This window comes from Kitasatospora sp. NPDC088742, assembly GCF_055584905.1.
In genome coordinates this window covers 1-23,587 of sequence record NZ_JBVJLD010000068.1, presented here as the reverse complement: position 1 = coordinate 23,587, position 23,587 = coordinate 1, and the positions used below count along the sequence as shown (strand labels likewise).

At 73.9% G+C, this 23,587-nt stretch carries 18 protein-coding genes; 13 read left to right on the top strand and 5 right to left on the bottom strand.

The features are described from left to right. Positions 1–34: 34 nt before the first annotated feature. A complete protein-coding gene (locus ACZ6ZR_RS35185; protein ID WP_465649539.1) occupies positions 35–1,579 on the bottom strand; it encodes an MFS transporter in 1,545 nt (514 codons plus the stop codon). Positions 1,580–1,672: 93 nt separating this feature from the next. Between ACZ6ZR_RS35185 and ACZ6ZR_RS35180 the strand changes: the two genes are divergently transcribed. Then, on the top strand, positions 1,673–2,302 hold the full coding sequence (locus ACZ6ZR_RS35180; protein WP_465649510.1) for a TetR/AcrR family transcriptional regulator: 630 nt from the start codon (positions 1,673–1,675) through the stop codon (positions 2,300–2,302). A gap of 57 nt (positions 2,303–2,359) precedes the next feature. On the opposite strand, the gene ACZ6ZR_RS35175 is transcribed toward ACZ6ZR_RS35180, so the two are convergent. After that, the gene (locus ACZ6ZR_RS35175; protein WP_465649509.1) at positions 2,360–4,327 is read right to left on the bottom strand and encodes a glycoside hydrolase family 15 protein; all 1,968 of its coding nucleotides are present in this window, start codon (positions 4,325–4,327) and stop codon (positions 2,360–2,362) included. A gap of 645 nt (positions 4,328–4,972) precedes the next feature. Here ACZ6ZR_RS35175 and ACZ6ZR_RS35170 point away from each other — a divergent pair. The 11 genes from ACZ6ZR_RS35170 to ACZ6ZR_RS35120 all read left to right on the top strand — a co-directional run bounded on the left by ACZ6ZR_RS35170 (position 4,973) and on the right by ACZ6ZR_RS35120 (position 17,849). Beyond that, a complete protein-coding gene (locus ACZ6ZR_RS35170) occupies positions 4,973–6,649 on the top strand; it encodes a CTP synthase (protein ID WP_465649507.1) in 1,677 nt (558 codons plus the stop codon). A 91-nt stretch (positions 6,650–6,740) separates the two neighbouring features. Then, entirely contained in the window at positions 6,741–7,379 is a 639-nt protein-coding gene (locus ACZ6ZR_RS35165) for an NUDIX domain-containing protein (RefSeq protein ID WP_465649505.1), read from the top strand. 81 nt (positions 7,380–7,460) lie between these two features. Beyond that, on the top strand, positions 7,461–7,880 hold the full coding sequence (locus tag ACZ6ZR_RS35160; protein WP_465649503.1) for a hypothetical protein: 420 nt from the start codon (positions 7,461–7,463) through the stop codon (positions 7,878–7,880). A gap of 262 nt (positions 7,881–8,142) precedes the next feature. Next, positions 8,143–10,230, top strand: a complete 2,088-nt coding sequence (locus ACZ6ZR_RS35155; RefSeq protein ID WP_465649501.1) for an AAA family ATPase — start codon at positions 8,143–8,145, stop codon at positions 10,228–10,230. A gap of 241 nt (positions 10,231–10,471) precedes the next feature. Beyond that, positions 10,472–11,587 carry an alanine dehydrogenase gene (ald, locus tag ACZ6ZR_RS35150; protein ID WP_465649499.1) on the top strand — a complete coding sequence of 372 codons (1,116 nt, stop codon included), beginning with the start codon at positions 10,472–10,474 and terminating at the stop codon, positions 11,585–11,587. A 343-nt stretch (positions 11,588–11,930) separates the two neighbouring features. Next, positions 11,931–13,028, top strand: coding sequence for a ParA family protein (locus tag ACZ6ZR_RS35145; protein ID WP_465649497.1), 1,098 nt, complete (start codon positions 11,931–11,933; stop codon positions 13,026–13,028). A gap of 41 nt (positions 13,029–13,069) precedes the next feature. Then, the gene (locus ACZ6ZR_RS35140; protein ID WP_465649495.1) at positions 13,070–13,501 is read left to right on the top strand and encodes a hypothetical protein; all 432 of its coding nucleotides are present in this window, start codon (positions 13,070–13,072) and stop codon (positions 13,499–13,501) included. Between the two features lie 67 nt (positions 13,502–13,568). Next, positions 13,569–14,411, top strand: a complete 843-nt coding sequence (locus tag ACZ6ZR_RS35135) for a segregation and condensation protein A (protein ID WP_465649493.1) — start codon at positions 13,569–13,571, stop codon at positions 14,409–14,411. 212 nt (positions 14,412–14,623) lie between these two features. Next, positions 14,624–15,271, top strand: a complete 648-nt coding sequence (gene scpB, locus ACZ6ZR_RS35130; protein ID WP_465649537.1) for an SMC-Scp complex subunit ScpB — start codon at positions 14,624–14,626, stop codon at positions 15,269–15,271. A 54-nt stretch (positions 15,272–15,325) separates the two neighbouring features. Beyond that, positions 15,326–16,648, top strand: coding sequence for a pseudouridine synthase (locus tag ACZ6ZR_RS35125; RefSeq protein WP_465649491.1), 1,323 nt, complete (start codon positions 15,326–15,328; stop codon positions 16,646–16,648). A 220-nt stretch (positions 16,649–16,868) separates the two neighbouring features. After that, complete coding sequence (locus ACZ6ZR_RS35120; RefSeq protein ID WP_465649489.1) at positions 16,869–17,849, top strand: helix-turn-helix domain-containing protein; 981 nt, start codon at positions 16,869–16,871, stop codon at positions 17,847–17,849. Between the two features lie 164 nt (positions 17,850–18,013). Here the strand turns inward: ACZ6ZR_RS35120 and ACZ6ZR_RS35115 are convergent, their stop codons facing one another. The 3 genes from ACZ6ZR_RS35115 to ACZ6ZR_RS35105 form a co-directional block, all read right to left on the bottom strand. After that, positions 18,014–18,376, bottom strand: coding sequence for a DUF952 domain-containing protein (locus tag ACZ6ZR_RS35115; RefSeq protein ID WP_449797842.1), 363 nt, complete (start codon positions 18,374–18,376; stop codon positions 18,014–18,016). Between the two features lie 74 nt (positions 18,377–18,450). Further along, entirely contained in the window at positions 18,451–19,995 is a 1,545-nt protein-coding gene (locus tag ACZ6ZR_RS35110; RefSeq protein ID WP_465649487.1) for a DUF4139 domain-containing protein, read from the bottom strand. Positions 19,996–19,998: 3 nt separating this feature from the next. Continuing rightward, complete coding sequence (locus ACZ6ZR_RS35105) at positions 19,999–22,044, bottom strand: DUF4139 domain-containing protein (RefSeq protein WP_465649485.1); 2,046 nt, start codon at positions 22,042–22,044, stop codon at positions 19,999–20,001. A gap of 339 nt (positions 22,045–22,383) precedes the next feature. Between ACZ6ZR_RS35105 and ACZ6ZR_RS35100 the strand changes: the two genes are divergently transcribed. Beyond that, positions 22,384–23,469, top strand: a complete 1,086-nt coding sequence (locus ACZ6ZR_RS35100; protein ID WP_465649483.1) for a prephenate dehydrogenase — start codon at positions 22,384–22,386, stop codon at positions 23,467–23,469. Positions 23,470–23,587 lie beyond the last annotated feature (118 nt).

Sequence of the window (23,587 nt, the reverse complement as noted above, 5' to 3'; positions counted from 1 at the left end):
TGCGGAAGGCGGCCCAGTGTGAGGCCGGGGCACGTCAGCCAGTTGCACGTACTGCCGTTCCCCCGCGCGCAGTTCCTCGCGCCCCTGGGCCCATGTCCTCGTCGGCAGGGCTCCCGGGCCGGATCAGCAGGTAGGCGGCCGCCGCGCCCGCGAGGGCGATGGCGGCGCAGGTCCAGGTGCCGCTGTGCATGGCGGTGGTGAAGGCCTGGTTCGCGGCTTCGGTGAGGCGGGCGGCGGCGTCGGGCGGGAGGTGAGCGGCGACGGCGTGGGCGGAGGGGAGGTCCGCGGCGGCCGGGGCGGGGACGTCCGGGATCCCGTCACGGTAGGCGGCGGAGACCACGGTGCCGACGACGGCGATGCCGAGCACGCCGCCGAGTTCGCGGGCCACCCCGTTGAAGGCGCTGACCATCGGGGCCCGCTCCCGGGGGATCGCGGCGACCGCCGTGGCGCTGGCCGGGGCCATCACCAGGCCCATCCCGGCGCCGACCACGGCCATCGCGACGCAGAGCCGGGCGTACGGGGTGTGGACCTCGGTCAGTGAGAGGCCCGCGAGGCCCAGGGCCATCAGCAGCAGGCCGCCCGAGATAGCGATGCGGGTGCCGAAGCGGGCGGCGGTGGCGGCGCTGGTGGCGGAGGTGGCGGCCATCGCCAGGGCGAACGGCAGGGCGCCCAGGCCGGCCTTGAACGGGCTGTAGCCGTGCACCAGTTGGAGGTACTGGGTGTAGACGAAGAGCAGGCCGAACAGGGCGAAGAAGGTGACCGCGAGCATCGCCCCGGCCAGGCCGACCGCCCGGACCGCGAACATCCGCAGGTCGACCATCGGCTGAGGGGTGGTCAGCTCCCAGCGGGCGAAGGCGCCGAGCAGCACCACCGCGGCGGCGGCCTCGGCCAGGGTGCCGGTGGAGAGCCAGCCGCGTTCGGGGCCCCGGATGATCACGTCGACCAGGGCGGCCAGGCCGAGGGCGGAGAGCAGCAGGCCGGGCACGTCCAGGCGGCCGCCCCGGCGGCCCGGCAGGGCCGGGACCAGCAGCAGGGCGGCGGCCAGCGCGGCCGCGACCAGCGGGACGTTGATCCAGAAGACGCTGCTCCAGGAGTAGTGCTCCAGCAGCAGGCCGCCCGCGATCGGGCCGATCACGATGCCGAGCCCGGCGGTGGCGGACCAGACGGCGATGGCCTTGGGGCGTTCCCGCTCGTCGAAGAGCATCACGATGACCGAGAGGGTCGCGGGCATCACGAAGGCCGCGGCCAGGCCCATCACCGCTCGCAGGGCGATCAGCTGGGCCGCCGAGTCGGCGAGGGCGGCGACCGCCGAGGCCAGGGCGAAGACCGCCAGCCCGGCGGTGAGCGAGCGGCGCTGGCCGATCCGGGTGCCGAGGCCGCCGGCGGTGATCAGCATGGCGGCGAAGACCAGGGTGTACGCGTTGTTGATCCACTGCAGGTCGGCGGTGGAGGCGTGCAGGGCTTCGGCCAGGGCCGGCAGGGCGGTGTTCAGCACGGTGTTGTCGATGGTGACGACCACCAGGGAGGAGCAGAGCGCGGCCAGGGCGCGCCAGCGGCGTGGATCGGGCAGGGCGGACATGCTCACGGAGTCCCCTAACTCTCGTAACCTTACGGCTGTTAGCTGTCGCCGGAGAAGCTAGCGCCTTGACCTAACAGGTGTAAAGTCACGGCCATGGAGCAGCAGGCACCGGCCAGGCCGAGGAACCGCCGGGGCGAGGGCACCCGGCTGCGCGAGGAGATCGTCAGGGCGGCGATCGCCGTGATCGAGCGCGAGGGCTCCAAGGAGGCGGTCACCCTGCGCGCGGTGGCCCGGGAGGTCGGCATCGCCGCACCCTCGATCTACGGGCACTTCCCCGACCGGGAGGCGATCGTCGAGGCGGTGGTCACCGAGGCGCTGGACCGCCTGGGCCGGATGACCTCGGCGGCCCGGGAGGGCACGGCCGACCCGGTGGACGCGCTGCTCGCGGGCTGCGCCGCCTACGTCGAGTTCGGCACCCGGGAGCCGGCCTGCTACCAGATCGTCTTCGGGTCCACCCCCCAGCGGCTCGCCACCGGCGCCTGCCGGACGGCGGCCCGGCCGAACGGGCCGGAGGCCCTGATGGGTCTGGTCCGCAGCCTGGAGGCGGTGGTCGAGGCAGGGCGTTCGGCCAGCACCGACCCGTTCGGGGACGCCGTGGCGCTCTGGACGGCGCTGCACGGCCAGGTCACCCTGCGGGCCGCGCTGCCGGACTTCCCCTGGCCGCCCACGGACACGGTGGAGCAACTGGTCCGCCGGCTGGGGCAGATCACCGACGGAGCATGAGGCGGGCACCCGGCGGGGTCGTCCGCCGGGTGCCCGTGGGTCAGTGCTGAGGGTCCGTCAGAGGGTGGCCTGCTCCCGCTCCCGCCCGTCCGGCTGGGCCGAGAGGTAGGCCCCGGCGCAGGCGGTCAGCCGCAGCGCGGTGTCGATCAGCGGCACGTGACTGAAGGCCTGCGGGAAGTTGCCGACCTGCCGCTGGGCCCGGGAGTCCCACTCCTCGGCCAGCAGCCCGAGGTCGTTGCGGAGCGAGAGCAGCTTGTCGAACAGCTCCCGGGCCTCCTGGACCCGCCCGATCATCGCCAGGTCGTCGGCCAGCCAGAACGAGCAGGCCAGGAAGGCGCCCTCGTGGCCGGAGAGGCCGTCCACGTTGTTGCCGTGGTCGTCGTGGGTCGGGTAGCGGAGCACGAAGCCGTCCTCGGTGGAGAGCTCGCGCTGGATCGCCTCGATGGTGCCGATCACCCGCTTGTCGTCCGGCGGCAGGAAGCCGACCTGGGGGATCAGCAGCAGCGAGGCGTCCAGCTCCTTGCCGCCGTAGTACTGGGTGAAGGTGTTGCGCCCCGCGTCGTAGCCCTTCTCGCAGACGTCCCGGTGGATCTCGTCGCGCAGCGCCTTCCAGCGCTCCAGCGGGCCCTCGGCCGGGGTCTGCTCGATCAGCTTGATGGTGCGGTCCACCGCGACCCAGGCCATCACCTTGGAGTGCACGAAGTGCCGGCGGGGGCCGCGCACCTCCCAGATGCCCTCGTCCGGCTCGCGCCAGTGCTGCTCCATGTAGCTGATCAGCCGGAGCTGGAGCAGGTGGGCGTGGTCGTTGCGGGTCAGGCCGGTCATGTGGGCCAGGTGCAGGGCCTCGACCACCTCGCCGTAGACGTCCAGCTGGAGCTGGTTGGCGGCGCCGTTGCCGACCCGGACGGGTTGGGAGCCCTCGTAGCCGGGCAGCCAGTCGAGCTCGAACTCCTTCAGCTCCCGCTCGCCGGCGATGCCGTACATGATCTGCAGGTTCTCCGGGTCGCCCGCGACGGCCCGCAGCAGCCACTCGCGCCAGGCCCGGGCCTCCTCGCGGTAGCCGGTGCGCAGCAGCGAGGAGAGGGTGATCGCGGCGTCCCTCAGCCAGGTGTAGCGGTAGTCCCAGTTCCGCTCGCCGCCGATGTCCTCGGGCAGCGAGGTGGTGGGGGCGGCCACGATGCCGCCGGTGGGGGCGTAGGTGAGCGCCTTGAGGGTGATCAGCGAGCGGACCACCGGCTCCCGGTAGGGGCCCTGGTAGGTGCACTGGGCGACCCACTCGCGCCAGAATTCGGCGGTGTGCTTGAGCGCCGCCTCGGCGTCCGGGGCCTCGGGGGCGGGCAGGTGGCTGGCCTGCCAGGTGAGCGCGAAGGCGATCCGTTCGCCCTCGGTCACGGTGAAGTCGGCGTAGGTGGTCAGGTCCCGGCCGTAGGTCTCGGCCTCGCCGTCCAGCCAGACCGAGTCGGGCCCGGCCACCGCCACCGTGCGGTGCCCGCCGTCGGCCTGCTCGACCCGGTGCACCCAGGGCACCACCCGGCCGTAGCTGAACCGCATCCGCAGCGCCGAGCGCATCCGGACCCGGCCGCTGAGGCCCTCCACGATCCGGATCATCTGCGGCACCGCGTCCGGCCCGGTGAGCGGGCGGGGCGGCATGAAGTCGGTCACCCGGACGGTCCCGCCGGGGCCGTCCCACTCCTGCTCCAGGATCAGCGAGTCGCCCCGGTAGCGGCGCCGGTCGGCGGGCACCGCGGGGGCCGCCGCGGTGGCCGGGGGCTGCCGGTGTTCGTTCGGATCGGGCTGGGCCGAACGGGTGGCGGGAGCGTCGGAGGCGGGGACGGTGGCGGCGCCGACCGGTTCGGCGGGTCCGATCCGCCAGAAGCCGTGTTCGTCGGTGCCCAACAGCCCGGCGAAGACCGCCGGCGAGTCGAACCGGGGCAGACAGAGCCAGTCCACGGCCCCGTCCCTGCTGACCAGGGCGGCGGTCTGCATGTCCCCGATGAGTGCGTAGTCCTCGATACGGCCGGCCACGTTCGGTTCTCCAGTTCGCAAGATGTGCTCGGCGGGCACCGGCGACGGGCGCGCGCGGCCGCTGCGGGACCGGAGCCGTCCTGGGCGGGCGGGGCTGGTGGCCACCGGGGGCGGGGCCGTGGTGGGCCCCTGGCCTGGGACGGGTGAACTGGTACGGGAGGATCCGGTCGCGCATCGGGGACCGAAAGGGCGTCGTCCGGCCCCCTCGCCCTCCGCGTGCTGTGCTGTCGGCGATGCGTCCGTGCAGGATACTTCGGGCGGCTCGGGCAGGGCACGCGCAAGTAGCCCGAACCCGACGCAGTCCCACTGATTGCCCGCAAACTGGTCCGAACGGGTCAGCCCGGATGATCCACACGGACCACCCGGAGTTGATCCTTCCGGGCCAGTCCGTTCAGTGTCGAGGGAACGGTGGATGAACGTCACACGGACGGGCCACACCGCCCGGGACGCCGTCAGGTCCGGCCCGCTGATACCCTGGTATCCCGTGGACTGGTGGGCAGAAGCCCCGGAACCGCCGACCCCGACGACCCCGCCGGAGCAGCCGAGAGGCATCCGGCCGAGTGCGAACTCCTCGTCGTAACCGGCAGACCCGGCGGCCGCTCCACCGGCGTTACACCTCGACACGCGACCCACGGGAGCCCCCTCTTGGCACAGCCCCATTCCGGCAAGGCAGCGAACGGCCGCGCCGTGACGACCAAGCACCTCTTCGTCACCGGGGGTGTCGCCTCGTCGCTCGGCAAGGGCCTCACCGCCTCCAGCCTCGGTGCCCTGCTCAAGGCGCGCGGCCTGCGCGTGACGATGCAGAAGCTCGACCCGTACCTCAACGTGGACCCGGGCACCATGAACCCGTTCCAGCACGGTGAGGTCTTCGTCACCGACGACGGCGCCGAGACCGACCTCGACATCGGTCACTACGAGCGCTTCCTCGACACCAACCTGCACGGCTCGGCGAACGTCACCACCGGCCAGGTGTACTCGACGGTCATCGCCAAGGAGCGCCGCGGCGAGTACCTGGGCGACACCGTCCAGGTCATCCCGCACATCACCAACGAGATCAAGTCCCGGATCCGCCGGATGGCGGCCGAGGACGTCGACGTGGTGATCACCGAGGTCGGCGGCACCGTCGGCGACATCGAGTCGCTGCCGTTCCTGGAGGCCGTCCGCCAGGTCCGCCACGAGGTCGGCCGGGACAACGTCTTCTTCGTGCACGTCTCCCTGCTGCCGTACATCGGCCCCTCGGGCGAGCTGAAGACCAAGCCGACCCAGCACTCGGTGGCCGCGCTGCGCAACATCGGCATCCAGCCGGACGCCATCGTGCTGCGCGCCGACCGCGAGGTCCCGCAGGCCATCAAGCGCAAGATCTCGCTGATGTGCGACGTGGACGAGGAGGCCGTGGTCGCGGCCATCGACGCCAAGTCGATCTACGACATCCCCAAGGTGCTGCACGGCGAGGGCCTGGACGCGTACGTGGTGCGGCGCCTGGACCTGCCGTTCCGCGACGTGGACTGGACCACCTGGGACGACCTGCTGCGCCGGGTCCACGAGCCCCAGCACATCGTCAAGGTGGCGCTGGTCGGCAAGTACATCGACCTCCCCGACGCGTACCTCTCGGTCACCGAGGCGCTGCGCGCGGGCGGCTTCGCCAACAACGCGCGGGTCGAGATCAAGTGGGTGACGAGCGACGACTGCCTGACCCCCGAGGGCGCGCAGGAGCAGCTCGGCGACGTGGACGCGATCTGCATCCCCGGTGGCTTCGGCGACCGCGGGGTGGACGGCAAGGTCGCCGCGATCACCTACGCCCGTGAGAACCGCGTCCCGCTGCTGGGCCTGTGCCTGGGCCTGCAGTGCGTGGTCATCGAGGCGGCCCGGAACCTGGCCGGCCTGCCGGACGCCAACTCCACCGAGTTCGACGCGGCCGCCAAGTACCCGGTCATCTCCACCATGGCCGAGCAGCTGGCCATCGTGGACGGCAAGGGCGACCTGGGCGGCACCATGCGGCTCGGCCTCTACCCGGCCAAGCTGGCCGAGGGCTCGATCGTCCGCGAGGTGTACTCCGGCGAGCAGTACGTCGAGGAGCGCCACCGCCACCGCTACGAGGTCAACAACGCCTACCGCGCCGACCTCGAGAAGACCGGCCTGCAGTTCTCGGGCCTGTCGCCCAAGGGTGACCTGGTCGAGTACGTCGAGTACCCGCGCGAGGTCCACCCCTACCTGGTCGCCACCCAGGCGCACCCGGAGCTGAAGTCCCGCCCGACCCGCCCGCACCCGCTCTTCGCGGGTCTGGTGGCGGCGGCCATCAAGATCAAGACCGCTGCGGAGTAATTCGCGGCAGGTTCACGGACGGCGGTCGTGCGTTTCGCACGGCCGCCGTTCGCGTGTGGGTTAATGTCTGAGTGACGAAAAGGGGAACGGCATGACGGACAGTCAGTGGCAGATCAGGGACGAGGCGGAGGAGTGGGCCGTACGGTCCAGCTCGGAGCCGTTCCGGGGGAAGGTCACGGGGGTGCGGACCGACGAGGTGCTGATGCCCGACGGCAGCTACGCCCGCCGGGACTACCAGGTCCACCCGGGGTCGGTGGCCGTGCTCGCGGTGGACGAGCAGCAGCGGGTGCTGATCCTGCGTCAGTACCGCCACCCGGTGCGGCAACGGCTCTGGGAGCTCCCGGCCGGGCTGCTGGACGTGCCCGGGGAGAACCCGCTGCGCGCGGCGCAGCGCGAGCTCTTCGAGGAGGCCCACTGCAAGGCGGCCGAGTGGCGGGTCCTGGTCGACTTCTACACCTCGCCGGGCGGGACGGACGAGGCGCTGCGGCTCTTCCTGGCGACCGGCCTGTCGGCGGCGGAGGGGGACCGCTACGCCGCCCACGGGGAGGAGCTGGAGATCGAGGTCCAGCGGGTGCCGCTCGCCGAGCTGCTGCGGCTGGTCCTGGCCGGTGAGCTGCACAACCCGACGCTGGTGACGGGGACGCTGGCGCTGTACGCCGCCCTGACGACGGGTGGGCTCGACGCGCTGCGGCCGGCGGACTCGCCGTGGCCGGCGCGGCCGTTCAACTGACCGCCTCTGCTGGGCCGGTGCTGTCGGTGGGGGTCACTAGCGTGTGACCCCGCCGAGAGTCGGCACGGAGGGGAGGCCGCGATGGGCGGCAGTGCGTGGTCGGACTTCGGGCCGTACCGGGAGGACCTGGGGGCGGCGTTCCGGCTGGCCCAGGAGGAGGAGCTGGCGCGGGACGACCACGGCTTCACCGGGATGACCATGGCCGAGCTGTGGGAGGACGAGGACTGGCAGGAGTACGTGGGGACCGGGGGGACGGCCTCGGTGCTCGACTACGTGGACCTGCTGGCGCCGGGGGCGGGGGACGACGTCCACATGATGCGGCCGCTGACCGAGGCGGAGGTCCTCGCCTTCGCGCCGGACGGGCGGCCGACCGCCGCGCAGCTGGAGGACGCGTTGGACGGGCAGTTCGACACGATGCGGCGGGCGGTCGGGCGGTGCACGGTGCTCTACCGCGATGGCGCGCCCTCGCAGGTCGGGTACTGGGGGATCACGGCGGACTGACGGAAGCGGCTGCTGCGCGGGGAACTGCGCGGATCGGAAGGCGGCGCACCTGCAACTGAAGCACCGTCAGCCGGTTGCAGGTGCTGCCGTTCACCTGCGCGCAGTTCCTCGCGCCCCTGCGGGGCGCTGCGTTGGCCTGCGCCGGGTGGGTGATTCGGTGGTTCGTAGTACTGGTGTCTGGGCAGGTCCGGGCCGGGGGTCGAACTACGCTCGCCGCAGGGCCCGGCCGGGGTCTGTCGGCTGACGGTCGGGAGTGGCGCGGGTGGCGAGGAAGACGGCGACGGTGGAGGTGCGGCCGGCTGTTGAGCTGGGTGGACTGCCGTCGGGGCCGGAGCTGTTCGTGGGGCGGCGGGCCGAGCTGGCGGCGTTGGAGGCGGGCCGGGGCGGGGTGGTGGCGGGGCGGTGCCCGGTGCTGGTGGTGGCGGGGCGGCCGGGGTCGGGGCGGAGCTCACTGGCCGTCAGGTTCGCCGCCTCGGTGGCGGCGGAGTACCCCGACGGGGTGGCGTTCGCGCGGCTGTCGGCGCCGGACGGGCGGCGGGTGGAGCCGGAGGCGGCGGCGCGGCTGCTGTTGGAGCAACTGGGTGCGGAGCCGCCGGCCGAGCTGCCGGAGGGGGCCGCGGCGGAGGCCGGGGACGGTCCGGCCTGCCGGGTGCTGCGGGAGGCGGTGGCGGGGCGCCGGACGCTGCTGGTGCTGGACGACGTACGGGATGCCGGGCAGCTGTGGCCGCTGTTGGCGGTGGCGCCGCGCGCGCTGGTGGTGGTGACGACGGCGGGGCCGTTGACGGGGATCGAGGGGATCGACCCGGTGATCCTCGGGGGGCTCGGGGCGCGGGCCTCGGTGGAATTGCTGAGCGCGCTGGCCGGGAGCAACCGGGTGGCGGCGGATCCGGTGGCGACGGCCCGGCTGGCCGAGGCCTGTGCGGCCCGGCCGACCGCGCTGCGGCTGATGGCTGGTTGGCTGAGGGCGGCTCCGAAGGCGGCGGTGACGGAGGCGACCGGGGCGCTGACCGGGGCGTCGGCGGCCGGGCTGACCGATCTGACCGCCGAGGGTCGCCGCCGGGCCAGGGAGGAGGAGAACGGCAAGCGCCTTCCGGCCCGGCCGACCGGCAGCCCGGCCGGGGTGGGCCCGTCCGCCGGTCCGACCCTCTCCGAGGGCCCGTCCAAGCCGCCGTCCAAGCCGCGGTCCGAGGGCCGGTCCGAGGGGGAGAAGCGGCCGAAGGCCGAGCGGCCGGTGCTGGAGCCGGACGCCGGCGACCCGGTGCCGGTGCCCGACAGCGATCCGCTGGACGCCGCCTTCCTGCTGACGTACCGCGCGCTGCCGGCCCCGCAGGCCCGGATGCTGCGGATGCTCACGCTGGCCCCCGCACAGCAGGCGGACCTGCGCACGGCGTCGGCCCTGCTGGGCTGCCCGGCGCCGGAAGCCGCCTCCGTGCTGCAGAAGTTGACGGACCGTGAGCTGTTGGAGGAGGAGCCGCCGGCCGCCGACGGGACGCCGCGGTACCGGGTGCCGGGGCGGTTCCTGCCGAGGCTCGCGCGGATGCGGGAGGAGCTGGACCGGCCCTCGGAGGTGCAGCTCGCCCGGGCCCGGCTGCTGGAGCGGCTGGTGCGGCTGGTGGAGTCGGCCCGGGCGCTGCTGGACCCGGCGGCCGGCCCCGGCCCGGAGCCGCTGCCGGGGCCGCTGCGGCTGCGCACCGCCGCGCACGCCCGGCAGTGGCTGGCCGAGGAGCGCGGGCGGCTGCTGGCGGCGGTGGCGGACGCGATCGGGCAGGCGGACCTGGACGGTTCGGCCGGCCGGCTGGTCTCCGCGCTGCTGCGGACGCTGCCGCTGACCGGGCAGGCGGCGCCCGCCGACCTGTACCAGCTGCACGGCCTGGTGCTGCGGGTGGCCGAGCGCGGCGGCTCGCCCCGCCGGGCGGCGGCCGCGCTGCTCAACCTGGGGAACCTCCAGGCCTCGGCGGGCCACTGGGAGACCGCCGCCGAGCGGTACCAGCAGGCGCTGGGCCTGGCCCGGACGGCGGGGGACGAACTGGCCTGCGCCCGGGCGTTGGAGGGCGTGGCGGAGAGCCGCAGGGCGCTCGGGGACGCGGTGCGCGCCGCCGACTGGTACGGACGGGCGCTGGCCCTGCGGCAGGGGCTGGGCGACCAGCGGGCCGAGGCGCGGCTGCTGGCCCGGGTGGCGGAGGCGCATCTGGCGCAGCGCCGGTACGAGGAGGCCGAGCGGGAGTACCGGGCGGCGCTGGCGGTACTGCGGCGGTTGGCCGACGAACGGGGCCTGCGGGTGGTCGGTTCGGCGCTGGAACGGCTGCGGGAGCTGGTCGAAGCCGAGCGCCTCCATCCGTCTTCGGAGTAATGTCCGAAGCATCACATTCGCCCCTGTTTGAGAGGCTCTGGCCTAGGCAAGCCTACGAATCTGCCAATGTTCCGAGCTGATTTATTCAGTTTGTAAGGCTGACGGATCCCTGGGGCTTCATTACACTCGACCTTAGTCGCGCAGTGCAGCGTGCCCCGGTGTCTTCCGGAGGCTTGGCCGTGCGCGCCTCCCGCCGGTGTTCCCCGGCCGGGTTCCACAGGCAAGAGGGACGTGTTCAGTCGTGAAGGTCGGCATCCCCCGCGAGGTCAAGAACCACGAGTACCGCGTGGCCATCACGCCGGCCGGCGTGCATGAGCTGGTCCGCAACGGACACGAGGTCGTCATCGAGAACGAGGCCGGTCTCGGCTCCTCGATCTCCAACGAGGAGTACGTGGCCGCCGGCGCCACCATCCTCCCCACCGCCGACGAGGTGTGGGCCGCCGCCGACCTGCTGCTGAAGGTCAAGGAGCCGATCGCCGAGGAGTACCACCGCCTCCGCAAGGGCCAGACCCTCTTCACCTACCTGCACCTGGCCGCCGACAAGGCCGGCACGGACGCCCTGGTCGCCTCCGGCACCACCGCGATCGCGTACGAGACCGTGCAGCTCTCCAATGGCGCGCTGCCGCTGCTCGCCCCGATGTCCGAGGTCGCGGGCCGGCTGGCCCCGCAGGTCGGCTCGTACCACCTGATGCGCCCGGCCGGCGGCCGCGGCACCCTGCCGGGCGGCGTCCCCGGCACCCACCCGGCCAAGGCCGTGGTCATCGGCGGTGGCGTCTCCGGCTGGCACGCCGCCACCATCGCGATCGGCATGGGCTACGACGTGACCCTGCTGGACCGCGACATCAACAAGCTGCGCGAGGCCGACAAGGTCTTCGGCAACAAGATCAAGGCCATCGCCTCCAACGCCTACGAGCTGGAGAAGGCCGTCCTCGAGGCCGACCTGGTCATCGGCGCGGTGCTGATCCCGGGCGCCAAGGCCCCGAAGCTGGTCACCAACGAGCTGGTCTCCCGGATGAAGCCGGGCTCCGTGCTCGTCGACATCGCGATCGACCAGGGCGGCTGCTTCGAGGACTCCCGTCCGACCACCCACGCGAACCCGACCTTCGAGGTCCACAACTCGGTGTTCTACTGCGTGGCCAACATGCCGGGCGCCGTCCCGAACACCTCCACCTACGCGCTCACCAACGCGACCCTGCCCTACGTGGTCGAGCTGGCGAACCGTGGCTGGAAGGAGGCGCTGCAGCGTGACGCGGCGCTGGCCAAGGGCCTGAACGTGCACGAGGGCCAGATCACCTACGCCGCCGTGGCCGAGGCCTTCGGCCTGCCGTCGGTGACGCTGGAGAGCGTCCTCGCCTGACGCCCCGTCAGCCCCCGGCCGGATCCGTTCCGGCCGGGGGCTTCGGCGTGCCCCGGGCGGCGGGGGGCCGCCGACGGCCCGTCAACTCTCTTAGTCGACATTTGCGTTCCGTCGGGCGACCGTGTCAATTTGTGTGCACGACGTCACCCGACGCGGAAACGTTGGGGTCCGACGGCCGCGCAAGCCTTGACAGCGAGCGGTCGGGAGCCCGACACATCCGGCCCACAACCGTGGATTGTGTTGCTGCGAACGCCGCGGACAGCCTAGAGTCGCAAACCGTCGGCATGCTGCCACGCTGACGAATCGACAACAGTCCCGGATGCCCAAGGAGGTAAGACGACTTGTGAATGAGTCGACATTTGCTCCCGGGGGTGGTCAGCCTGGACTGGCGGAGCACTCGGTCGCCGTCCGTACCTTCGAGGCGCGCCAGAGCACCGCACCCGCCGCCACCGCCGACGAGGCCGACCTGCTGCCGACCCACGGCCTGGCCTACGGCGACTTCGCGTACGGCTCCTACGAGGACCCGGACGCCGAGTACGAACCCGATCCGGAGTACGCCGCCACCTTGGCCCCCGACGCAGCCCGCCAGCGCCGTGAACGAGTAGGACCGACCGGGCGGCCGCTGCCGTACTTCCCGATCCCCGCGCCGCTGGCCGAGCACGGCCCCGCGCAGATCATCGCCATGTGCAACCAGAAGGGCGGCGTCGGCAAGACCACGTCGACCATCAACCTGGGCGCCGCGCTGGCTGAGTACGGCCGCCGGGTGCTGCTGGTGGACTTCGACCCGCAGGGCGCGCTCTCGGTCGGCCTCGGGGTCAACCCGATGGAGCTGGACGTCACCGTCTACAACCTGCTCATGGAGCGGGGCCTGACGGCCGACGAGGTGCTGCTGAAGACCGCCGTGCCCGGCATGGACCTGCTGCCCTCCAACATCGACCTGTCCGCCGCCGAGGTGCAGCTGGTCAGCGAGGTCGCCCGCGAGTCGGCACTGGCCCGCGCGCTCAAGCCGCTGCTGCCGGACTACGACTACGTCATCATCGACTGCCAGCCCTCGTTGGGCCTGCTCACGGTGAACGCGCTGACCGCCGCGCACAGCGTGATCGTCCCGCTGGAGTGCGAGTTCTTCGCGCTGCGCGGTGTGGCGCTGCTCACCGAGACCATCGAGAAGGTCTGCGAGCGGCTCAACCCCGACCTGCGGCTCGACGGCATCCTGGCCACCATGTACGACTCCCGCACGGTGCACAGCCGCGAGGTGCTGGCCCGGGTGGTCGAGGCCTTCGGCGACCACGTGTTCCACACCGTGATCGGACGGACCGTCAGGTTCCCCGAGACCACCGTGGCCGGCGAGCCGATCACCACCTACGCGACCAACTCGGTCGGCGCCGCCGCCTACCGTCAGCTCGCCAGGGAGGTGCTCGACCGGTGCCGCCCCGCCGAGTGAGTCTCCCGGGTGCCGACGAGCTGTTCCGGACCACCGGAGGGATGGCCCTGTCGCCCTCCCTCAACCGGCCCGAGGCACCCCGCACGGAGACCGCCCGGCCCGCCGCCGAGGAAGGCGCGGCGGAGGTCCCGCAGGCCCGGCAGGAGCCCCAGCAGGCCCCGGCCGAGGGCGCGGTGACACCGCGTCAGCACGCCGAGGGGGAGGCCGCCGCGGACGCCGCCCGGCGGTCCCGGGCCCGGGGCCGCGGCAGCCGCCGCCCGACCGGGCGGGAGCGGCACGACGAGAAGATCACGGTCTACGTCTCCGCCGAGGAGCTGATGGACCTGGAGCACGCCCGCCTGGTGCTCCGCGGCGAGCACGGCCTGGCCGTGGACCGCGGCCGGGTGGTACGGGAGGCCATCTCGGTCGTCCTCGCCGACCTGGAGCAGCGCGGCGAGGCCAGCATCCTGGTCCGGCGCCTGCGCGGCCGCTAGCTTTTCCGGGTACCGGCCCGCTCCAGCCGCACCGCGCTCCACCCGCACCGCACGTACGGACCCGCCCATGCCAGCACCCGCAGGACCCGACGCCGCCGAACCGCGTGCGGGCTTCCTGGTGCGGCTGGACAACTTCGAGGGACCGTTCGACCTGCTCCTCGGCCTGATCGCCAAGCACAAGCTCGACATCACCGAGCTGGCGCTCTCCAAGGTCACCGACGAGTTCGTGGCGCACATCCGGGCGATGGGCCCGGACTGGGACCTGGACGCGGCCACCGAGTTCCTGGTGGTGGCCGCGACCCTGCTCGACCTCAAGGCGGCCCGGCTGCTGCCGGCCGCCGAGGTGGAGGACGAGGAGGACCTGGCCCTGCTGGAGGCCAGGGACCTGCTCTTCGCCCGGCTGCTCCAGTACCGCGCCTACAAGCGCGCGGCCGCCGTGCTGGCCGACCGCTGGGCCGCCGAGCTGCGGCTGCGCCCGCGCACGGTGGGCCTGGAGCCCCGGCACGCCGCCCTGCTGCCCGAGGTGGTCATCACCATCGGCCCCGAGGGCTTCGCGCGGCTGGCGGCCAAGGCGATGACGCCGAAGCCCAAGCCGGTGGTCTACGTGGACCACATCCACACCCCGCCGGTCAGCGTCCGCGAGCAGGCCGCCCTGGTGGCCGGCCTGCTCGCCGCCCTCGGCGAGGCCCGGTTCGGGCAGCTGGTCGCCGACGCCGGGGGCGACACCCTGGTGGTGGTCGCCCGCTTCCTGGCCCTGCTGGAGCTCTACCGCGAGCGGGCGGTGGACTTCGACCAGCCCGAGGCGCTGGGCGAGCTGACGGTCCGTTGGACCGCCGCGGAGGGGCAGGCGATCGAGGTCACCGACGAGTTCGACCGGCCGCCCGAGCCGGACGGGAAGGAACGGCCGTGAGCGAGCAGGACGCGACCAAGGGCCCGGATCGGCCCGCCAGGCGCTCGCTGGGCGTGCCGGGGCAGATCCGGGCCGAGGAGTGGCAGCCGTCCGCCTACGAGTGGGTGGAGCCCCCGGACGAGGCCCCTGCAGCCCCGGCCCCGGCCCCGGCCTCGGCTGCGGCCCCGGCCGCGGTCCCCGCGCCCGCGCCGGCCGTCGAAGCGGTGCCGTCGGTGGCCGGCGGGGCGGAGGGGGCTGGTGAGGCGGAGGGGGCGGATGAGGGCCCCGGGCTTCGGGCCGAGTTGGAGGCGGTGCTGCTGCTGGTCGACGAACCGGCCGCAGAGCATCACCTGGCCTCGGTGCTGGGCCGCCCCCGGGCCGAGGTGGCCGCCACCCTCCGGGAGCTGTCCGCCGAGTACACCGCCCAGGGCCGGGGCTTCGACCTGCGGTTCGTCGCCGGGGGCTGGCGCTTCTACACCCGCGCCGAGTGCTCGCCGGCGGTCGACCGGTACGTCCTGGACGGCCAGCAGGCCCGGCTGACCCAGGCCGCGCTGGAGACCCTGGCGGTGGTCGCCTACCGTCAGCCGGTGTCGCGGGGGAGGGTCTCGGCGGTCCGTGGTGTGAACTGTGACGGCGTGATGCGTACCCTGGTACAGCGAGGACTGGTGGAAGAGACCGGCTCCGAGCCCGAAACAGGTGCGATCCTGTATCGGACGACGAACTACTTCCTTGAACGGATGGGGCTGCGCGGCCTGGAGGAACTCCCGGAGCTCGCGCCCTTCCTGCCCGAGGTCGACGACGTGGAAGCGGAGTCCCTCGAAGGCACGATGATCGCGGAGGCGGTCGCCGCCGCACGCGCGGACGGCGGGGAAGTGCAGTGAGGTCGGCCGGGCACGACGAGCACTTCCAGACGGAAACGACGTACGGACATTTTGATGCGTAGCAGTGGCAACGGCAGGAACAGCGGCGGCGGCGGCGGTGGCGGGAGCCAGGGCGGCCGAGGCGGACAGGGCGGGGGCCGGAGCGGCGGTGCCCCGCGCGGCGGTTCGCAGGGCGGCGGCGGGTACGGCGGCGGTCGTAGCGGTGGTTCGCAGGGCGGCTCGTCGTACGGTGGCGGCCGTAGCGGCGGGGGCTCCTCGCAGGGCGGCGGCTACGGCGGCGGTCGCAGCGGTGGCGGTTCGCAGGGCGGCGGCGGGTACGGCGGCGGTCGCGGTGGCGGCGGCTCGTACGGCGGTGACCGCCGGGACGACCGGCGCGACGACCGTCGGGACGACCGCGGCGGTCGGCGCGAGGAGCAGCGTCCGCTGCGTCCGGAGGAGCGCCGGTACGACCGTCCCGAGTTCGGTGGCGGCCCGAACGCCACCCCCGGGCGCGGCAAGTTCGAGGCGCGTCGCCCCGGTGCGGCCCCGCGGCCGCGGCGTGAGGGCCAGCCGGCCCCGGGCGACCCGCGGCGTCAGCCGCAGCGCTCCCGCGAGCTCCAGGGCAAGATCGAGGACGCGGTGCTGGCCCGGCACGAGCAGGGCATCACGGTCGGCGCCGAGGGCGAGCGCCTGCAGAAGGTGCTGGCCCGGGCCGGCATGGGCAGCCGCCGGGCCTGCGAGGAGCTGATCGAGCAGGGCCGGGTCGAGGTGAACGGCAAGCGGGTCACCGAGCAGGGCAAGCGCGTCGACCCGATGACGGACGAGATCAAGGTGGACGGCCTGACCGTCGCCACCCAGTCGTACCTGTTCTTCGCGCTGAACAAGCCGGTCGGCGTGGTCTCCACCATGGAGGACCCCGAGGGCCGGCAGTGCCTGGGCGACTACGTGAACAACCGGGACACCCGGCTGTTCCACGTCGGCCGCCTGGACACCGAGACCGAGGGCATCATCCTGCTCACCAACCACGGCGAGCTGGCCCACCGGCTGACCCACCCGAAGTACGGCGTCACCAAGACCTACCTGGCCGCCATCCAGGGCCCGATCCCGCGTGACCTGGGCCAGCAGCTCAAGAAGGGCATCGAGCTCGAGGACGGCTGGGCCCGGGTCGACGACTTCAAGGTGGTCTCCAACCTCGGCAAGAACTACATGGTCGAGGTCACCCTGCACGAGGGCCGCAAGCACATCGTGCGTCGCCTGATGGCCGAGGCCGGCTTCCCGGTCGACAAGCTGGTGCGCACCCACTTCGGGCCGATCTCGCTCGGCGACCAGAAGTCCGGCTGGCTGCGCCGTCTGACCAACCCCGAGGTCGGCCAGCTGATGGCCGAGGTCGGCCTGTGACGGACGCCCGGTAGGACCGGCAGCTCAGAGGGCCTCCCCGCCGAACGGCGGGGAGGCCCTCCGTCGTTCGGCGGGCACGGTGTGAGTATGACCGCATACGGCTTGTCAGGCCCGGCGGTCCTGGCGGAGGATTGCCAGCGGACAGCGGCGCGCCGAATGGCGGACTCGCGCCACCAGGGGTGGTGGCGGGCGGGTGCCGGTGGGGGAGTGAGGGAGCAAGGTGCTGGACGCATTCGGGGTCCTGGGGTTGGGGAGACCGGACGGGCAGGTCTACGCGGCGCTGGTGATCGCGCCGCAGTCGACGGCCGAGGAGATCGCCGCCCAGTGCGGGCTGCCCCTCGACCAGTGCCACGCCGCCCTCGACCGGTTGGCCGACCAGGGCATGGCCACCCGGGCCCCGGTCGACCGGGACCGCTACCTCGCGGTCGCCCCCGACGTCGCCATCGGTACCCTGATCGGCCACCGCGAGGCCCAACTACGCAGCGCCCGGGCCGAGATGCACCGCCTGATGGACGCCTTCCGGGAGGCCTCGCGGTTCACCGACCCGGCGCACTCCGTCGAGGTTCTGACGGGTGGTGAGGCGATCGCCCAGCGGCTGGAGCACCTGGTCGAGACGGCCCAGTACCAGGTCCGGGGCTTCGACTGTCCGCCGTACATCCAGGACCCGATGGCCAACCTGCCGCGGCAGCGGCAGCGGCTCAAGGCAGGGGTGCGGTTCCGCACGGTCTTCGACAAGGAGGCGGTGGCCTGGCCGGGGCGGCTGGAGAAGGAGATCCTGGTCGGCGTCGCGGACGGCGAGGAGGCCCGGGTCCGGCCGGTGCTCCCGATGAAGCTGATGATGGCCGACGACCGGATGGCGATCATCCCGATCAGCGTCGGGGACGCGGTGCTCGACGCGGCGTACGTGATCCATCCGTCGGCGCTGCTCCAGGCACTGGACGCGCTGTTCGAGGCGGAGTGGGAGCGGGCGGTGCCGCTGCAGGCGGTGATCGGCGACGGCGACGACGGGCTGGGGCCGGAGGAGGACCAGCGCAAGCTGCTGGGGCTGCTGGCGGCCGGGCTCACGGACGAGTCGATCGCGCGGTCGCTCGGGTGGAGCGCGAGGACGACGCAGCGTCGGTTGCAGACGCTGATGCGGCAGCTGGGGGCGACGACGCGGTTCCAGGCCGGCATGGCGGCCCGCGAGCGCGGGTGGCTCTGACGGGAGTGGCCAAGCCGGGGGCGCGGGGAACGGCAGCGCGTGCAACTGGCCCGCTTGCCCCGATCCAGCGCTGGTCCGCCTTCCGTACTCGCGCCCGCGCGGCGGAGCCGCAAGTCAGCAGAGCCTCGCGCCCCTGGGGTCGTTGCCTAGTGCCGGGCACGGCACTAGCTCCAGGGCTTGAGAGCTGCCCAGACGCCGTTCTCGTTGCGTTCGAGTTTTTCGAGGCCGATGACGGCGGTGCGGTTGAGGCGGCCGTAGATGTGGGGGAAGAGGGTGCCGGGGGTGGCGCCGGGGGGTGGGGCGCCATTGGGGGCTTCCCACTTGACCATGGGTTCGACCAGGCGTTCCTCGATCAGGAGGGCCATCAGGGGGTCCCGCGCGTCCTGGAAGAAGGCGTTGGCCACGGCGAGGGCGGTGGGTTCGTCCGCCGAGCAGTGGATGAAGCCGTCGGTGAGCAGGGAGGCGGCGGTGTAGGGCCGCCCGGGCTCGCGCAGCCAGTCGTCCAGGGGTGCGAGATGGTAGATCATGCCTCCAGTTCTACCGGAGTTGACGGCATTTCACCGGAGTTGGCCGGGTGTGCCACGCCCGGCCGGGGCGGGGGTCAGAGGCCGGCGACCTTGGCGGAGGCGGAGAGCTCGTAGACCAGGGTGACGGTCCGTCGGGCGCCGGGCTCCAGGGGGAGGTCCCAGCGGACGATGCCCTCGGCGTCCACCTCGTCGGGGGAGGGGACGCACTGCTCCTTGCGGAGCCTGACCTCCACCGCCGAGACCTCGGCGACCGGGACGCGCTCCCGGACTGTGACGGTCCGGGGGGCCTGGTCCTCGGGGGCGGAGAAGCGGGAGAGGTGGAGCCGGACGGTGCGGGTGAGGACGGTGCGGCCGGTGAGGCCGGTGGTGGTGCGGTGCTCCTCGGTCTCGCGCAGGACGCGGTGGTCGTCGGAGCTGCCGAAGGAGAGTTCGGCGGGGGCGCCGGGGGCGGTGAACTCCAGCTCGCCGCGGCCGGTGAAGCCGCCGCCGACCACCAGGTCGACCGGGCCGGCGAGCAGGGCGTGGCCGGAGGAGTTGGTGAACCGGGCCACCCGGGTGACCAGCGGGGAGAGTTCGGGGGCGCAGGCGTACTCGGTGCGGGCGGGGGTGGTGAAGGCGGTGAGCGGGACCCGGTGGGGGCGTCCGTCCGAGGGGACGCGGGCCGGGGCGGGGGCGCGGAGCACCCGGACCTCGCCGCCGTCGTCCACGCCCGGCAGGCCGTCGGCGGCCGGGCCGGTGGAGCCGATCTCCTCCTCGCGCAGCTCCACCTCGACGGTGCGGCGCTCCTCGGTGGTGCGGTCGCGCAGGGCGAGGTGGTCCTCGGCCAGCCACGGCGGGTCGCCCGCGAGGGCGGAGCGGGCGGTGGAGAGGGTGAGCCGGACCTGCGGCCAGTCCTCGCCGGTGCGCTGCCAGACCACGGCCTCGGTCTCCAGGGTGAGGCTGCCGTCCTCGCCGAGGGCGGCCCGGTAGGCGGGGCGCCAGAGCGCACAGGGCGTCAGGTGGTTCACCGTCAGCTGGGTGGGGCCGCCCGGGGTCCGGACGGTCAGTTCGAGGTGGGCGAGCAGTTCGGGCTCGGGCTGCTCGGTGAGGTCCAGGGCAGTTCGGGCCTCGGTCAGCTCCAGATGGGTGGCGTCCAGGCGGATCCGGGCGTTCACCGTGCGCTCGGCGCAGTGGTCCCGTTCTGCGTCGACCCGGTCCAGCTCGCGGGCCCAGCGGACGGGTTCGCTCTCGCCCTGGCCGGCGCCCTCGGCGATCTCCCGGAGCAGGTCGGCGGCGAGCGAGTCGAGCAGCAGGCGGCGGGCGGCGAGGCGTTCGAGTTCGGCTTCGAGGGCCTGCTCCCGGCGCTGGAGCTCGTCCTCGCGGTGGCGCAGCTCGGAGTCGCGTTCGCCGGGCGGGAGCGGGGCGGGCTTGGTCCAGGAGCGGGTGATCCGGGCGTCCAGCACGCTGCCGGAGGCGAGTTCGGCGCGCAGGGTGCGGTCCACCGCGAGGGCGCTGACCGGGCCGAGGCGCAGGCGGTGCACGCCCGCCGGCAGGTCGAGGGTGGTGGTGCGCTCGACCTGGGCGCGGTCCTCCAGACAGGTGACGGCGGTGACGGGCAGCGGGATGGTGGTGGTCGTCATCGGTCAGTTCCTCCGGTCTCCGCCGAGCAGGGTCTTTCCGGCCGGGATGCGGATCTCGTAGCCGCCCTCCAGTTCCGCGCGGCCGTGCGCGGGCAGTTCGACCCGGCGCAGCCGGGTGCTCGGTGGGTACTCCTCCGACGGTCCGTCAGGGGCCGTCCAGCCGGGGCGTTCCTGCACCTTGACGTCCGGCTCGCCGGCCACCGGGACGCGTTCGCGGACCTCGACGGTGACCGGGTGGGCGAGGCGGTTGACCAGCTCGACGTGGACCCGGTGGTCCAGCACGGTGGTCTTGGACAGGGCGCCGGTGGTGGACTCCCGCAGCTCGGTGCGGCGGGCCACCCGGACACCCTCGGCCACGCCGAGGCCCAGGCGCCGGGTGGCGCCCGGGGCGAGGGTGGGCAGGGCCGCGGTGAGCAGGAAGTCGCCGTCCACGGTGACCTCCACCGGACCGGCCAGCAGGGCGTGGTCGGTGGCGTTGGCCAGCAGCAGGGTCGCGTAGACGGTCTGCTCCACGGAGGGCACGCAGACGTACTCGGTGGCCAGGCCGACCGGCGCCTCGCCGATGGTGACGGTGTGCCAGGTGCCGTCCGAGGGGACGTCGACGGGGGCGGCCGCGTCGTACCGCTGGTCGAAGGAGCCGGCCGAGATCCGGGGCGGCACGCCGTAGCGGGGCAGCGCGGCGGTGGCCGCCGGGGCGGGTGCGGGTACGGGGGTGGCGGCGGGGACCAGTTGGCCGCGGTGGCCGCCGGTGGGGCCCTGGAGGGTGAGGGCGCGGTAGTCGAGCCAGCGGGCGTCCGGGTGCGGCGGGCCCTCCGGCTCGGGCGGGGGCGCGGACTTCGCGGCCGGGGCGCCGGGTGGTGGCGGGGCGGCCGCGAAGGCGGCGGGTGCGACGGGGGCGGGCGGCGGCGGGCCGCCGTACGCGGAGCGGGTGACGGCACCGGCGGGGCCGGACGGGCCGGACGGAGCGGCGGGCTGCGGGGCGGGCGGGGCGCCGCCACCGCCGGTGGTCAGGAAACCGGTGCTCTCCTCGCGGGAGGCGGGGGCCTGGGTGCCGCCGCGGGCGGCGCGCCGCGGGGCGCTCGCGGCGGCGGCGACGGCGGGGGGCGGCGCGGGCAGGGCGGTGACGGGGCGGGCGGTGACCGGGCGCGGGCCCGCGCTCTCGTACGCGGTGAAGAGGTCGGAGAGGCCGGGCGGGACGTCGCGCCAGCCGGAGGGCGGCGGGGCGCTCTGGCGGCGGCCGATCCGCAGGGAGCGCAGGCGGGGCAGCTCGGTGCGGCGCTGGAGGTCGGCGGTGGAGAGGCCGAGGCGGACGCCGGTCCAGTCCTCGCCGGTGCGCTGCGCCACCGAGGCGCGCAGCACCAGGCTGCCGGTGGCTTCGCCCTGACGGTGGCTCAGCCGGTAGGAGGGCACCCAGCGGGCGCCGGGGATGCCGTACTCGAGGGTGAGCCCGACGGTGTCGGCGGGCGTGTCCTGGGTGGGGGTGAGGGTGAGGAGGGCGGTGGCGGTGGGGGTGACCGGGCCGCTGGAGGCCGAGCTGTTGGCCCGCCGCAGGCGCTGGTCGGCCTCGGTGACGGCGTGTTCGGCGAGGGCGTGCTCCTCGCGGAGGCGGGTGACGGTCTCGTGCAGCGCGGTGAGGCGCTCCTCGGTGAAGTCGGCCAGGGCCAGCCAGGACTCGGACGGGGTGCGGCGGTGCGGCTCGTCGCGGCGGCGGGGCGGGGCGACGGGGCGCAGGGCGGTCAGTTCGGCGATCCGGGCCTCCTGGTGGTCGATCCGGGAGCGCACGGCGTCCGACTCCTCGCGGGCGCGCAGGAGCGCGCGGAGCAGCTCGGAGGTCTGTTCGGGGGCGCGCAGTTCGGCGGCGTACTCGACCCGGGCCTCCGCGACGCGCCAGCCCCCGGCCGTCACCCGGGCCCGGAGGGAGGAGGCGTCCAGCCCCACCGGCAGCCCGGTCAGCCGCACCACCCCGTCCGGCGGCACCGCACCGCTCGCCCGCCGGCGGCAGAGCGCCCCGGCGGCGTACACCACCACCTCGTCCAGTACCGACTCCACGCCAGCCCCTCTCGTTCCGCTGCTCCCGGCCGGGCCCAGTCTGCCGCGACCCTGACGGGCTGTCAGCGGGTCTGCGGCCGTGTGTCGTGGGACGTGGCGCAGCGGCGGACGGTTCTGGCGGGAGCCGGAGGGGCGTGGGGAACGGCAGCGCGTGCAACTGGCCGTCCTGCCCCGATCCCGCGCTGGTCCGCCTTCCGTACTCGCGCAGTTCCTCGCGCCCCTGGGCCTTCGGCCCCGGAAGCCGGGGACGGTCCGGTGGGTGGGCCGCGGGGGCGTGGGGGTGGGGGAGTGCGAGAGGATGGGCGGAACTGGAACGCGCTGTTGGGAGACGTACGAGCCATGCGCACTGTCGCCGTTGTCGGCACCGGACTGATCGGCACCTCCGCCGCACTGGCCCTCACCGGCCGTGGGCTGCACGTCTATCTGGAGGACGCCGACCCGGATGCGGCGCGGACGGCCGCCTCGCTCGGCGCGGGCACCACCGAGGTGCCGGACGGTCCGGTGGACCTGGCGGTGATCGCGGTGCCGCCCGCTCTGGTGGGGAGGGCGCTGGCGGACTGTCAGCGGCGTGGGCTGGCGCGGTGGTACACCGACGTGGCGAGCGTGAAGAGCGGGCCCCGGGCCGAGGTGACCGCGCTCGGCTGCGACACGAAGCACTACATCGGCGGGCACCCGATGGCCGGGCGGGAGCGGTCGGGCCCGTTGGCGGCGCGGGCGGACCTGTTCGAGGGGCGGCCGTGGGTGCTCACGCCCACCGCCGACACCGACACCGAGACGCTGAACGCCGCGCTGGAGCTGGTCGCGCTCTGCGGGGCGATGCCGATCGTGATGGACGCCTCCGCGCACGACCGCGCGGTGGCGCTGGTCTCGCACGCGCCGCAGCTGTTCTCCTCGCTGGTGGCGGCCCGGCTGGAGCACGCCGACGAGACGGCCATAAGGCTCTCCGGCCAGGGCGTCCGGGACGTCACCCGGATCGCCGCCTCCAACCCGGCGATGTGGGTGGACATCCTGTCGGCCAACGCGGGGGTGGTCGCCGACATCCTGGAGGAGCTGGCGGTGGACCTCGGGGAGACCGTGACCGCGCTGCGGGCCATGCAGGCCGCGGACGAGGGCGAGCGGCAGGCCGGGGCGGCCGGGATCGAGGCGGTCATGCGGCGGGGCAACTCCGGCCAGGCCCGCATCCCCGGCAAGCACGGCGCTCCGCCCACCCGCTACGAGACCGTCGCCGTGGTCCTGGGCGACCAGCCGGGCGAGCTCGGCCGGCTCTTCGGCGAGGTCGGCGCCCTCGGGGTCAACATCGAGGACGTGGCGATCGAGCACTCCTCCGGCCAGCAGGTCGGCTTCGTCCAGCTCTCGGTCGCCCCGGCCGAGGCCAAGCGCCTCACCGTGGCACTCCGTCAGCAGGGCTGGAGCGTCCGGGACTAGTAGGGCTTGGTCAGGTCCGTATCGGTGTGGGTATGTTGCGGTGGCAGGTGGGGCAGGTGCCGGCCCAGGTCGCGAGGAGTAACTGCAGCTCGCGGACGACCTGGTAGAGGCTCAGGCC